9 protein-coding genes are annotated in these 12,240 nt (G+C 69.9%); 1 reads left to right on the forward strand and 8 read right to left on the reverse strand.

Features of this window, described 5'->3' with window-relative positions; all coding sequences use genetic code 11:
- Nucleotides 1–95: 95 nt before the first annotated feature.
- The 8 genes from OCEPR_RS06215 to trmFO all read right to left on the reverse strand — a co-directional run bounded on the left by OCEPR_RS06215 (nucleotide 96) and on the right by trmFO (nucleotide 11,002).
- Nucleotides 96–2,789: an AAA family ATPase gene (locus OCEPR_RS06215; RefSeq protein WP_013457859.1), complete on the reverse strand. Its 2,694-nt coding sequence runs from the start codon at nucleotides 2,787–2,789 to the stop codon at nucleotides 96–98.
- Nucleotides 2,776–3,933, reverse strand: a complete 1,158-nt coding sequence (locus OCEPR_RS06220) for a metallophosphoesterase family protein (protein ID WP_041554702.1) — start codon at nucleotides 3,931–3,933, stop codon at nucleotides 2,776–2,778. Before OCEPR_RS06220 ends, OCEPR_RS06215 begins: the two co-directional genes overlap by 14 nt.
- A 15-nt stretch (nucleotides 3,934–3,948) precedes the next feature.
- A complete protein-coding gene (locus OCEPR_RS06225) occupies nucleotides 3,949–5,679 on the reverse strand; it encodes an ATP-binding protein (protein ID WP_013457861.1) in 1,731 nt (576 codons plus the stop codon).
- Entirely contained in the window at nucleotides 5,676–6,620 is a 945-nt protein-coding gene (locus OCEPR_RS06230) for a DNA double-strand break repair nuclease NurA (protein WP_013457862.1), read from the reverse strand. The genes OCEPR_RS06225 and OCEPR_RS06230 overlap by 4 nt, the downstream gene beginning before the upstream one ends.
- Nucleotides 6,621–6,717: 97 nt before the next feature.
- On the reverse strand, nucleotides 6,718–7,812 hold the full coding sequence (locus tag OCEPR_RS06235) for a tetratricopeptide repeat protein (RefSeq protein WP_013457863.1): 1,095 nt from the start codon (nucleotides 7,810–7,812) through the stop codon (nucleotides 6,718–6,720).
- A gap of 10 nt (nucleotides 7,813–7,822) precedes the next feature.
- Nucleotides 7,823–9,082 carry an ATP-dependent protease ATPase subunit HslU gene (locus OCEPR_RS06240; protein WP_013457864.1) on the reverse strand — a complete coding sequence of 420 codons (1,260 nt, stop codon included), beginning with the start codon at nucleotides 9,080–9,082 and terminating at the stop codon, nucleotides 7,823–7,825.
- The gene (gene hslV, locus OCEPR_RS06245) at nucleotides 9,079–9,621 is read right to left on the reverse strand and encodes an ATP-dependent protease subunit HslV (protein ID WP_041554071.1); all 543 of its coding nucleotides are present in this window, start codon (nucleotides 9,619–9,621) and stop codon (nucleotides 9,079–9,081) included. Before hslV ends, OCEPR_RS06240 begins: the two co-directional genes overlap by 4 nt.
- A 61-nt stretch (nucleotides 9,622–9,682) precedes the next feature.
- Nucleotides 9,683–11,002 (reverse strand): methylenetetrahydrofolate--tRNA-(uracil(54)-C(5))-methyltransferase (FADH(2)-oxidizing) TrmFO, encoded by a 1,320-nt coding sequence (trmFO, locus tag OCEPR_RS06250; protein WP_013457866.1) that lies wholly within the window; start codon nucleotides 11,000–11,002, stop codon nucleotides 9,683–9,685.
- A gap of 114 nt (nucleotides 11,003–11,116) precedes the next feature.
- Here trmFO and OCEPR_RS06255 point away from each other — a divergent pair, with 114 nt between their 5' ends.
- On the forward strand, nucleotides 11,117–12,235 hold the full coding sequence (locus OCEPR_RS06255) for an ABC transporter ATP-binding protein (protein WP_013457867.1): 1,119 nt from the start codon (nucleotides 11,117–11,119) through the stop codon (nucleotides 12,233–12,235).
- Nucleotides 12,236–12,240 lie beyond the last annotated feature (5 nt).

Here is a 12,240-nt window from a genome sequence, read left to right on the forward strand (position 1 = left end):
GCCCATGTCCGCCGCTCCGGCACCGCGGGCGGACACACGGGTCCGCCCCTCCCGCGCACCGTGAACCCAAAAGCAACCGAACCGCGGCGCAATCCCTACGTCTCCCAGCGGACCTGGCTGCCCTGCGGCGCCTTCTCCACCACCAGCCGCGCCGGCATGCGCTGGGCCAGCTCGGGCACGTGGGTCACCACCCCCACCATCCGCCCCTGGGTGGGCAGCGCCTCCAGCACCTCGGCGGCCAGCTCCAGCGCCTCGGCGTCGAGGGTGCCGAAGCCCTCGTCGAGGAAGAGCGCCCCCAGGCGTCCGCGCGAGAGGTGCTCGGAAAGCGAGAGCGCCAGGCTGAGCGAAGCCAGGAAGGTCTCGCCGCCCGACAGCGTCTTCGCCGGCCGCACCGCGCCGGTCCAGAGGTCCTCGACGTGGTAGACGCCGTCGGTCAGACGAAAGCGGTAGCGGTGTTGCGAAAGGGTGAAAAGCAGCTCGGAGGCGCGGGCCAGCATGTCGAGCTGCAGCCGTTCGAGCAGGTAGTCGGGGAACTTGTGCCCCTTCAGATCCTCGGCCAGTTGCTCCCAGACGCCCACCTTTTGCACCAGCTCGGCGGCCTCCTTTTCCGCCTCGCGTCTCCGCTGCAGGTCGCGCTCGAGCCGCTCGAGCCGCTCCTCGGCCGCACCAAGCCGCGACTCCAGCTCCGCCCTCCGCTGGCCCAGCCCGGTGAGCTGCGCTTTCTTCTGCTCGAGCTCCGCCGGTTCGATCCGGGGCTTGTCCTCGAGTAACCGGCCCACCTCTTCCAGGCGCTTTTCAACGTAGCCGCGCTCCTCGCGCCAGCGTGCGAGCTGCGCTTCCAGCTGCGCCAGTTCTTCGGGGCTGCGCCGCGCCGGGGCGACCTCTGCGGCGCTCGCGAACCCCAGCTGCTGCAAGAGGGCGGCTACGCTCTCTTCCAGGGGTGCCAGCGCTTCGGCCAGCGCCTGGCGGCGCTCCCGGGCCGCGCGCAAGGCGACCGACGCCTCCTCGGCCTGCCGGCGCAGTCGCTCGCCCTCGCGGGCCTGCTTCTCCAGGCGGGCCAGACGCTCGCGCAGCGCGCGGGCGTAGGCCCCCGGCTCCTGGCCGCCGGTCTGGCCGGCCACCTCCTGCGCGAGGCCGCGGCGCATGGCGGCGAGCCTCTGCTCCAGCTCCGCGAGCTCCTCCACCTCCACCGGCGCGCCGGCCTCGAGGCGCTTCAGGTCGCCTTCGAGCAAGGCCAGCTGCTTTTCCAGCTCGGCGATCTGGCGTTCGATGCCCTTGGCCTCGCCGCTCGTTTCCGACCACTGGCCGCGCAGCTCCTGCAGCTCGGCTTGCTTTGCGCGCAGCGCCTCCTCCAGCCGAGCGAGCGGGCCCACCTCGGTGCCCTCGGGGAGCCTGCCGACCTCTTGCAGGCACAGCGGGCAGGGCTTGCCGGGCTCGAGCAGGTGGCGGTAGGCGGCCACCGAGGCACGTTTCTGCTCCTCTTCGTAGCGGGCCCGCAGCTTTTCCACCTCGTCCGCCGCCCGCTTGCCCTCGGCGGTCAGGTTTTCGAGCGCCGCCTTCTTCTGCCGCAGCTCCCCCGCCAGCTCCTCCCGCCGGCGGGCCAGCTCGTCCCGGCGCTTGCGCAGGCGTTCCGCCTCGGCCGCCGCCCGCTGCCGCTCCCGCAACGCCCGCAAGCGCTCCTCGGCCTCGCGGTAAGCGCGTTCGTCGTAGGCCGCTGCCGGGCCCGGCCCCTCCGCTCCGCCCAGGACCGCCAGCGTGCGGGCCTTGGCCTCGAGCAGCGGCAGCGTCGCCACCCGGCCGCGCAGGTCTTCCAGCTCGCCTTCGTCGAAGGCTTCGTTATGTTTTTCCCATTTCGTGCTTATCGCCCGGTACGCGCTCTCCAGCTTTTCGAGCTCGCGCTCCTGCTTCGCGAGGCGCGCCCGCGCCTCTTCCAGACGAAGCACCTCGGGCAGCGCCTTCTCGGCCGCTCGGGCGCGCTCGAGCCAGCCCTCCACCTCGGTCATCCGCCCGGTCTCGGCCGCGAGCGCCTGCCGGCGCGCCTGGAGGCGCGCCTTCTCCTGCCAGAGCTCGGCCAGCTCGTCCAGCCGTCGGACCTCCTTCTCCAAACGCTCGATCTCTCCCGCAAGCCGCCCGCGCTCCTCGCGCAGGCCTCGGAGCTCCTCGCGCGCCGCCTCCACCGCCGCCTCGCTGGCGTCCCGGTAGACTTCGGCGCGCTGCTGCGCCGCCGCTAGGCGTTCGCGCAGCTCACCCAGCCGCGCCACCGCCCGTTCGCGCAGCTCCGCCAGACCGGCGAGGCCGTAGAGCGAAAAGAGCAGCTCGCGCCGCTCGCGGCTGTCGCCCTTCAAGAAAGCGTCGAACCGCCCCTGCGGCAGCAGGATGGCGCGGGTGAAGGCATCGTAGTCGAGGCCCAGCAGCCGTTCGACGGCGGCGTTGAGCGTCTTCACCTTCTCCGAGGCGCTCGACAGCTGCCACTCGGCGCCCAGCTGGCGCTCGAGCCGCGCCTCCGTCTTGCCGGCGATCACCCGCGTCACCCGCCAGACCTCGTCCCCCAACCGGAAGACGAGCTGCACCCAGGCCTTCTTCGTGCCGGGGTGGAGCAGCGCCTTCAGCCCCTTGCGCCCCATGCGCGGGGTTTCGCCGTAGAGGGCGAAGGTCATGGCGTCGAGAAGCGTTGTCTTGCCCGAACCGGTGGGGCCGGTGATCGCGAAGAGCTCGACGTCGGAAAAGTCGACCGACGCGTGCCGGGCGAAGGCGCCGAACCCCTCGAGGTCGAGCCTAAGCGGACGCATGCCCCTCCTCGTAGAGCTCGCGGAAGGCGGCGAGCAGCTCGCCGGCTTCCTCGAGCCCGCGCACCTCGCGCAGGTAGCGCTCGTAGGCCTCGGGCCAGCTCAGGCTCTCCACCTCGGCCGCGGCCTCGGCCAGCGGATCGGGAGCCTCGGCCTCGAAGCGGACCTCGAGCAGGTGGGGGTTTTCCTGATACAACCGCTCACGCAGGGCGCTGTTGGCCGGTCCGGCGATGATCAGCTTGGCGTAACCGGGCCAGTTTTCCACCTCGTCGAGGCGCCGGTCGAGTTGGTCGGGCTCCAGGCGAAAGGTGCGCAGCGGCTTGCCCCAACCGGGGTCGATGGGGTGGACGACGGGCGGCCGGTCGGGCTCGAGCTCCACGACCAGCACCCCCCGTTCGGCGTCCTCGCCTTCGCCAAAGTCGAGCTGCACCAGCGAACCCGAGTACCAGGCGGCCGGCGCGTCCGAGACCTTCTGCTGCCGGTGGATGTGCCCCAGGGCCACGTAGGTCGCGGTCGTCGGCAGCCTGTCCGGCTCGACTGCGTAGCTGTTGCCCACGTAGAAGCTGAACTCCCCTCCGCCCAGCTTCAGGTTGGCCCCGGCGAGGGTCAGGTGGGCGACGAGCAGGTTGATCCGACCGGGCCCGAAGCCTGCGGTCAGGTTGGCGATGAGCCTCCCGACGGTCTCCGAGTAGCCGTGCTGCCAGCTCCCCTCGTCGGCCTCGAGCAGCTGCGCCGCTTTGACGGCGCGGCGTTCGGAAAGGAAGGGCAAAAGCGCCGCCTCGCCCCAGTCCCGCCGCACCGCCCCGCCCTCGCCGCGCACCCGCACCTCGCCGCGCACGTGCGCGCCGGCCAGCTCCAAAAGCGGCGCCAGCGCCTCCAGACGCGGGCGCGAATCGTGGTTACCGCTGATCACCAGCGCCGGGACCCCCAGCTCGCGCAGCCCCAGAAAGAACTCGAAGGCCGCCGCCTCGGCCTCGGCGCTCACCCGGGGGCGGTCGAAGAGGTCGCCGGCGACGACCACCAGGTCGATCTTCTCTTCCCGCACGATGCGCAGGTGATCCTTTAGGGCGTCGGCGATCTCCGGGGTGCGGTCGACCCCCTTGAGCACCTTGCCCAGGTGCCAGTCGGCGGTATGGAGGACGCGCAAGGCCATGGTTAAATCCTATAGACCCAGCTCGTCCTTGAGCGCCTCGTCGGATACGTCTTCCGCGGCCTCGCCGGCCTTGGTCGCCCAGGCGGGGTAAGGGAACTGCACGGCGATGGGTACGGGCACCTCGGGCTGGTGAAGGATCATCGTGCCCTGGGGCAGGATCAGCGCCCGGTCGCGGAAGGCCCCCGGCAGGTAGCGGTACTCGGGGCGCTCGGCCTCGGCGGCATCGAGCCGACCCACCACCCGCACCGCGGCGTTGCCCACCACCCGCCGCTCCACCTCGCTGGCCGTCTGCTGGGCCCCGATGAGGATGACCCCCAGCGAGCGGCCGCGCTCGGCGATGTCGAGGAGGATGTCCTTGATGGGGCTCTCCCCTTCGCGCGGGGCGTACTTGTTGAGCTCGTCGAGCACCACGAAGACCTTGCCCCGGTGGCTCCCCGACTCCTTGGCGGCGAAGACGCGGCGCAAGAGCGCCCCCACCACGAACATCTGGGCCTGCGGGCTGAGGTTGTGGATGTCCACGACGTTGACTTGTGCGGGGCTTCCCAAGGGATCAGGCGCGTTGCTTGGTGCATCCCCGCGCACGAGGTGGCCCACGCTGCGGGACGCGGCGCGCAGGCGGCGCACGAAGGCCTGCAACGTGCCGGTGTGCTGGCGGGCGGTCCAATGATGGTTGCCGCTCGCCGCCTCGCCCTCGCTTTCGGCACCCAAAAGCTGGAACTCTAGATAGTCCACCAACTGCCCGAAGCTGCCTATCTTGACCCGACCAAGCGAGTCGAAGGCACCGGCCTCCCCGGTCGGCCCTTCGGGCCAGTCGTCCACGTAGAGCTCGGGGCCCTCCTGCCCGCGGGCCAGCGCCGCCAGGCGGGCGGTCACGTGATCGATCAGGAAGCCCAGGTTGCTCATCGCGCCCCGATCGGTGAAGAGGAAGGGCAACAGGCCGTCCTGGCAGAAGTCAACGATGGACCAGTGGTACGGCCGCACCCCTTCGGCGCGGCTGCTCGCGGCCACCAGGTGACCCTGCCCCTGGGCCAGCCGGGGCGGCGCGAAGAAGGCGACGCTGGAAAAGGGTTCGGGCTCGAGCCCCAACCGCCGGTAGCGCTCGCGTTCTTTTTCGTTTAGCTCGCGGTTGGGCTTGTCAAGGTAGAAGAGGTCCTGCCCCTTGACGTTGAAGATCAGCGTCTTGGCGCTGGCGGCGTCTTCGAGCACGCCCGAGTTGTAGAGGCTGTGGAGCAGGAAGAGGGCGTAGCTGGTCTTGGCGGCCACGCCCGAGATGCCCGAGATGTTGACGTGGCCGCCCTGGCGGCCGTCGAGGAAGGCCAGGTTGACGTAGGCCGGCTCGCCGTTACGCATGAAGCCGACCGGCAGTTTCTGCTTCATGCGGTCGTAGTAGAGGGCGTTTTCCAGCGCTTCTTGCCGCGCCAGATAGACGGGGCTGCCCGGGTCGGGCGGCAGGTATTCTTCCGGCTCGAGCCGGGTCACGGTCACGTGGGCCACGTAGGCGGTGTTGGTGGGGATCAGGTTGCCCGCGGCCAGGAAGGTGTCGGAGTCGAACTGGGTGCCTTCCAGCACCTTGTGCACCCGGTCGACCATTCCGTAGTAGCGGACCTCGAGGCCGCCGTGGTCGGCCTCCACCCAGACCACGTCGTCGAGGCGCACCAGTCCGTCTTGAATGCCGATCCAGAACTCCAGGGGGCTCGCCTCGCGACTGCCGAGGACGACGCCGATCGCTTCTTGCTTCATACCGCCTCCCGCTTGATGTGTTCGAGCAGACGCCTGCGGATCAGGCCCGCGCTGCCCAGCCTGCGCCCCAGCTCGCGCTCGAGCGCCCCCACCGGCACCAGGTTCTGCGGCGCCCGGGGGTCTCGGAAGGGCCGTGAGGCCAGGCGCGGGAAGATGCCGAGCGAGACCCGGGCGAGCTCCAGGGCCTCGGCCTCGGGCGCCGCGGTCTCGACCCGCAGGAGCGTCGCCGCGGCCGCGTAGGGCCGATCGGGCTCGAGCGGCAGCCGCAGGTACCACGAATAGAAACGGCGCTCTCCGCGCGCGAAGGCGAAGACCGGCGTCCGCTCGCCCGCCGCCAGCTCGCCCAGCAGCGCCGCATTCTCGGCGTTCAGGTAGCCGCGGTGGTGGGTCTTGGCGAAGCCGAGCCGCCCCGCGGTCTGGGCCGCAGGCAGTCGGTGCAGCGGACCGTCGTGCAGCACCAGGGCCCCGGGATGACGCGCGCGCAGTCCGTCGCCCAGCCCCATTTCCAAGGCGCCCCGGCGCTCCATCGCCGCAGCGCGCAGCGCTTCGGGCTCGCCCTCGGCCTCGACGAGCTCGTAGTCGAGCCCAGGGGCCGGGGTGAACCGCGGCTCCGGCCAGGCCCCGGGCGGCGCGACCAGGTAACGGCGCACCGCGAAGGCGGCCTCGTCGTAGAAGGCGCGCCCGGGCTCGAGCCCCACCGCCCCCACGGCCACGCTGACGAGCAGCGCGGGCGCGTCGTCGAGGTAGACCAGGGCGTCGGTGCGGAACCGCCCGTCCACGAAGAAGAGCGAACCCGGCCAGTCCGCCGCCTCACGCTTGGGCGCCCAGGGGCCGTCCGCGGCGACGGGCTCGGCCTGCAGCTCCGGCAGGGGCTGGGCGAGCGCCGCCTCCGGCGCGGCGTGGTCCGGACTCCAGACGTCGAGGCGCAGGCGGGGTTTCATGGAATCCATCATACGTGGCGCGGCGTTATGTTTCAAACATAATCGCGCCGGCAAGAGCGGGCCCGGGGTTGCCCCCGGGCCGCGGTCCTGGACGGGGCTACTTTAGCGCGGAGAGGGCCTTCTTGGCCTCCTGGTGGTTGGGGGCGAGCTCGAGGGCGCGTTCCAGCTCGGTCCGCGCCGCGTCGTTCTCCCCCGCGGCGATCAGCGCCCGGGCCAACCAGTAGTGGTAGTCGGCGTTGTCGGGGGCGAGCTTGATCGCCTTCGTGAGGTTGAGGCGGGCGTCGTCGACGTGGCCGGCTTCCAGGTGGGAACGCCCCAGGTAGAAGTACGCTTCGGGGAAACCGAGGGGGTCGAGCTCGATCGCCTTGTCCAGGGTGTCGATGGCCTCGGCGAACTTCTTCTCGAGGTAGTAGACCTGCCCCAGGTTGAGCCAGGTGCTCGCGTTCAGCGGCGCCAGCTCGGTGGCCTTGGCCAGCGCCTGCTCCGCCTCGACCAGGCGGCCCTTGACGGCCAGCACCTTGCCGTAGAGCAGCTGCAACTGCGCCGACGCCGGATCGAGGGCGACGCCCTGCGCCAGCATGTCGAGGGCTTCGTCAAGCTTGCCCTGAGACAGGTAGACCTGGGCGAGGTTGTAGCGCACCACGGCGTCGTCGGGCGCGATCGCCAAGGCCTGCTTGAAGGCGGCCTCGGCCTTGTCGAGCTCGCCCTTGTACTGATAGACGAGGCCGCGCTGGTTGTAGATGGCGTGGTAGTTGGGGTCGATCGTGCGCGCGTCGTCGAGGATCAGCAGCGCCTGGTCCAGGAACTTTTCGGCGGCCGTCTTGTCCTCGGCGTACAGGTAGCGGTCGGTGTAGGCCTGCGCCAGCGCCACGTAGAGCGGTGCGTAGCTGCCGTCGATGGCGATCGCGCGTTTCAGGTTCTCGATCGCCGCGGTGAACTGGTGCATCTTCAGCTGGGTGCGGCCCAGCCCGTAGAGCGCGTAGACGTTGTTGGGCTCCTTTTCCAGCGCCCGGCGAAAGGCGATCATCGCCGCGTCGTACTCCCCGGAGGAATAGTAGACGTCGCCCACCAGCAGGTAGGCCTTGACGCTCGGTTCCTTCTGCTCAGGCTGGGCCTGCTCCGACTGGGCCCAGGACGAGCCGATCATCGCCATCGTCAGGGTAAGTAACCAAATCCAGGACCGTTTTCGCATGATCTGCCTCCTAAAGGATGTAGCGCGACAAATCTTCCGACTCCAAAACCGAAGCCAGGCGCTCTTCGACGTATTCCTTGGTGATCTCGACGCGGCCGAGCTCGACCTGGAAGCTCACCTCTTCGAGCAGGTATTCGAGCACGGTCGCGAGCCGGCGCGCGCCGATGTCCTCGAGCTCGCGGTTGGCGCGGTAGGCGAAGTCGGCCACGGCCCGGATGGCTTCGTCGGCGAAGACCAGCTCGGTGCCGTCGGTGGCCAGCAGCTCGGTGTACTGCTTGATGAGCGAGTTTTCGGTGTGGCGCAGGATGCGCTCGAAGTCCTCGGCCGTGAGCTCGGCGAGTTCGACGCGGATCGGAAAGCGCCCCTGCAGCTCGGGGATCAGGTCGCTGGGTTTGGCGACGTTGAACGCCCCGGCGCCGATGAAGAGCACGTGCTCGGTGGAGATGGGGCCGAGGCGGGTGTTGACCACCGTACCCTCGACGATGGGCAGCAGGTCGCGCTGCACCCCCTCGCCGGAGACGTCGGGGCCCTGGACGGCCGACGAGCCGGCGATCTTGTCGATCTCGTCGAGGAAGACGATGCCGTCCTCCTGGGCGCGGCGCACCGCCTCCTGGCTGACCTCCTCCTTGTCCACCAGGCGCTCGGCCTCCTGGTTCTTGAGCACCTCGCGGGCCTCCACCACGCGCATGCGCTTGCGCACCGGGCGTTTGGGCAGCAGGCCCGAAAGCATGTCCTGGAGGCCCTGCATCTGCCCCTCCATGCCGCCGAGCATCCCCATGAAGGGCAGCTTGGGCTCCTCGGGCACCTCGACCTCGACGTACTCGTGGTCGTAGAGGCCGGCGCTGACGTCCTCGTGGGGAACGTTCAGCATCTGCGCGATCTGGCTGCTGGCGAGGCGCGCCGCCACCGCCGCGACCTGCTCGGTCTTCTCGCGCATGACGAGCTGGTAGGCCACCTCCGCGAGGTCGCGGACGATCGAGTCCACGTCGCGACCCACGTAGCCCACCTCGGTGAACTTGGTGGCCTCCACCTTGAGGAAGGGCGCGCCCGAGAGCCGCGCCAAGCGGCGGGCGATCTCGGTCTTGCCCACGCCCGTAGGGCCGATCATCAGGATGTTCTTGGGGCTCACCTCGCGGCGCAGTTCGGGCGGGAGCTTCTGCCGCCGGTAACGGTTGCGCAGGGCGACGGCCACGGCCTTCTTGGCCTCCTGCTGACCGATCACGTACTTGTCGAGCTCGGCGACGATCTCGCGGGGCGTCAGTTCGGTCACGCGCCACCCCCTACCCGCAACACCGTGGCGTTGCCGTTGGTGTAGAGGTCGATCTCGGCGGCGATGCCCAGGGCCTTTTCGGCGATCTCGGCCGCGCCCAGCCGCGTCTCCCGGTAGAGCGCCTTGGCCGCCGAGAGCGCGTAAGGCGCGCCGGAACCGACGGCGACGAGGGGCTCGTCGGGGGCGATCACCTCGCCCGTCCCCGAGAGCAGCAGGATCTCGCGGGCGTCGGCAACGATCAGCATCGCCTCCAGCTGACGCAGTATGCGGTCGGTGCGCCAGAGCTTGACGGTCTCGACCGCGGCGCGCTTGAGCGAGCCCTTGGCGATCTCGAGCTGCTCCTCGAACTTCTCGAGCAGCGTCAGCGCGTCGGCCACCGCTCCGGCGAATCCGACCAGCACGTCGTCCTCGAGCTTGCGCACCTTCACGGCCCCCTGCTTCATGACGGTGTCGCCGAAGGTGACCTGTCCGTCCCCGGCGATGGCGGTTTCGCCGTCCTTGTGAACGGCCAGGATGGTGGTGCCGTGCATGGGTTCCATCATGCAAACCGTACCCCCGCTTACTTAGGCGGGGGTGAGAGATGCGCGCCTGGGCGGGGGCTCACCGCGCGCTCACGTCGACGCGGGCGAGCCAGACCGTGAACGCCTGCAGCCCCCGCTCGAACATGCGCGCGCGCTTTTCCCGCTTGGGCATCCGCCCGGGCAGGCCGGGCACCAGCCCCCAGTTGGCGTTCATCGGCTGGAAGTCGTTCGGGTTGGCGCCCGCCAGGAAGCGCACCAGCCCGCCGAGCATGCTCTCGGGCGGGGGCGGGCCGGGCGCGGCCCGGCCGCGCGCCAGCGCGCCCGCCTGCAACGCCGCCAGCCAGCCGGTGGCCGCCGATTCCAGGTAGCCCTCCACGCCCGCGAGCACCCCCGCGACGAAGACGCCCGGGAGCTTTTTCAGCTCGAGCCGCTCGCTCAGGACCCGGGGGGCGTTCAGGTAGGTGTTGCGGTGCATCACCCCGTAGCGCACGATCTCGGCCTGCTCGAGCCCCGGGATCAGGCGCACGACCTGTTTCTGGTCCCCCCACTTGAGGCCGGTCTGGAACCCCACGAGGCTCCACATCCGCCCCTCGCGGTCCTCCTGGCGCAGCTGCACCACCGCGAACGGCCGCTCGCCGGTGCGCGGGTCGAGCAGCCCCACCGGCTTCAGCGGCCCGAAGAGCGGCGTCTGGTAGCCGCGGCGCGCCAGCTCCTCGATGGGCATGCAGCCCTCGAAGAACTCGAGCTGCTCCCAATCGTGGGGCGTGTGCCGCCGCGCCTCGGCGATGGCCCGGTAAAAGCGGCGGTACTCTTCCTCGGTCATCGGGCAGTTGATGTAGTCGGCGTCCTGGCCGTACCGGCCCGCGCGGTAGCAGACCTCCATGTCGATGCTCTCGCCCAGCACCACCGGCGCCGCGGCGTCGTAAAAGCTAAGGAAGGGTTCGCCCAACCGCGCCCGCAGGTCCTCGGCCAGGGCGTCGGAGGTGAGCGGTCCGGTGGCCAGGATCAGCGGACGCTCCCGGGGAAGCTCGGCCACCTCCGCGCGTACCACCTCGATGCGCGGATGCGCCTCGATGCGCTCGGTGATGAAGCCGCTGAAGACCTCGCGGTCCACGGCCAGCGCACCCCCCGCGGGCAGCCGCGCCGCCTCGGCCGCCGCCATGACCAGCGAGCCGGCCGCGCGCAGCTCGGCCTGCAACAGCCCCTTGGCGTTCGTGCGCGCCTCGCCCCCGAGGGAGTTCGAACAAACGAGCTCGGCGAACCGGTCGGTCGAATGCGCCGGGGTCGTCTTCCGCGGGCGCATTTCGTACAGCCGCACCGGCACCCCGCGCTCGGCCAGGGCCATGGCCGCCTCGGAGCCCGCGAGGCCGGCGCCGATGATGTGGACGCGCTCCGTCACGTCGGCATCATAGCCCCCGCCCCGACCCCTTCCGTGAGAGCCGCGTGTTAAACTTAATTCGATCAACAACTCCCCGATGCGCCCCGAGCGCACAGCGCGGGAGCGGAGGTGACGATGGCCAAGGTCAAGCTGAACAACGTATGGAAACGCTTCGGTAAAGTGGTGGCGGTCAAGGAGTTCGACCTGGAGACCGAGGACGGCGAGTTCGTGGTCTTCGTCGGGCCCTCCGGCTGCGGCAAGACGACGACGTTGCGCATGATCGCGGGCCTCGAGGAGGTCAGCGAGGGCGAGATCTACATCGGCGACCGCATGGTCAACGACGTCCCCCCAAAGGACCGCGACATCGCCATGGTCTTCCAGAACTACGCCCTCTACCCGCACATGAACGTCTACGACAACATGGCCTTCGGCCTGCGCCTGCGCAAGGTGCCGCGAAACGAAATCGAGCGCCGGGTCCACGAGGCGGCCAAGATCCTCAAGATCGAACACCTGCTCAAGCGCAAGCCCCGCGAGCTCTCGGGCGGGCAGCGCCAGCGCGTGGCCATGGGGCGCGCCATCGTGCGCGAGCCCAAGGTCTTCCTGATGGACGAGCCGCTCTCCAACCTCGACGCCAAGCTGCGCGTGGAGATGCGCGCCGAGATCAGCAAGCTGCAGCAGCGGCTGGGCGTGACCACGATCTACGTCACCCACGACCAGATCGAGGCCATGACCCTGGGCCACCGCATCGTCGTCATGAAGGACGGCGAGATCCAGCAAGTGGACAGCCCCCTGAACCTCTACAACCTGCCCGCCAACAAGTTCGTGGCGGGCTTCATCGGCAGCCCCGCGATGAACTTCATCCGCACCGCGGTCGAGGCCGAGAACGGCAAGATCGCCTTCGTGCACAAGAACTTCCGCCTCGTCGTCGAGGGGCCGTTCGCCGAAGAGCTGAAGCCCTACGTGGGCAAGGAGGTCTGGCTGGGCATCCGCCCCGAGGACATCAAGCTGCGTTCGGAAGCCACCCCCGGCGAGCACACCGTCATCCGCGGCATCGTCGACGTGGTGGAGCCCCTGGGCGCGGAGACCGAAATCCACGTGCGCCTGGAGGACGTCAAGATCACCGCGCGCATCCAGGGGTACGAACCCCTGAAGCCGGAACAGACGGTCGAGCTGGAGGTCGACACCGCGATGCTTCACGCCTTCGACGTGGAAACCGAGAAGGCCATCGCCCACGCCCTGGCCTTCGTGGAATAGCCCGG

The sequence above is a fragment of the Oceanithermus profundus DSM 14977 genome (assembly GCF_000183745.1).
In the GTDB taxonomy this organism is placed as follows: domain Bacteria; phylum Deinococcota; class Deinococci; order Deinococcales; family Marinithermaceae; genus Oceanithermus; species Oceanithermus profundus.

Excerpts from the sequence above, each read along its gene's own strand:
- OCEPR_RS06235 (WP_013457863.1), bottom strand. The coding sequence starts at position 7,812 with ATGCGAAAACGGTCCTGGATTTGGTTACTTACCCTGACGATGGCGATG.
- OCEPR_RS06225 (WP_013457861.1), bottom strand. The coding sequence starts at position 5,679 with ATGAAGCAAGAAGCGATCGGCGTCGTCCTCGGCAGTCGCGAGGCGAGC.
- OCEPR_RS06230 (WP_013457862.1), bottom strand. The coding sequence starts at position 6,620 with ATGAAACCCCGCCTGCGCCTCGACGTCTGGAGTCCGGACCACGCCGCG.
- OCEPR_RS06215 (WP_013457859.1), bottom strand. The coding sequence starts at position 2,789 with ATGCGTCCGCTTAGGCTCGACCTCGAGGGGTTCGGCGCCTTCGCCCGG.
- hslV (WP_041554071.1), bottom strand. The coding sequence starts at position 9,621 with ATGGAACCCATGCACGGCACCACCATCCTGGCCGTTCACAAGGACGGC.
- OCEPR_RS06255 (WP_013457867.1), top strand. The coding sequence starts at position 11,117 with ATGGCCAAGGTCAAGCTGAACAACGTATGGAAACGCTTCGGTAAAGTG.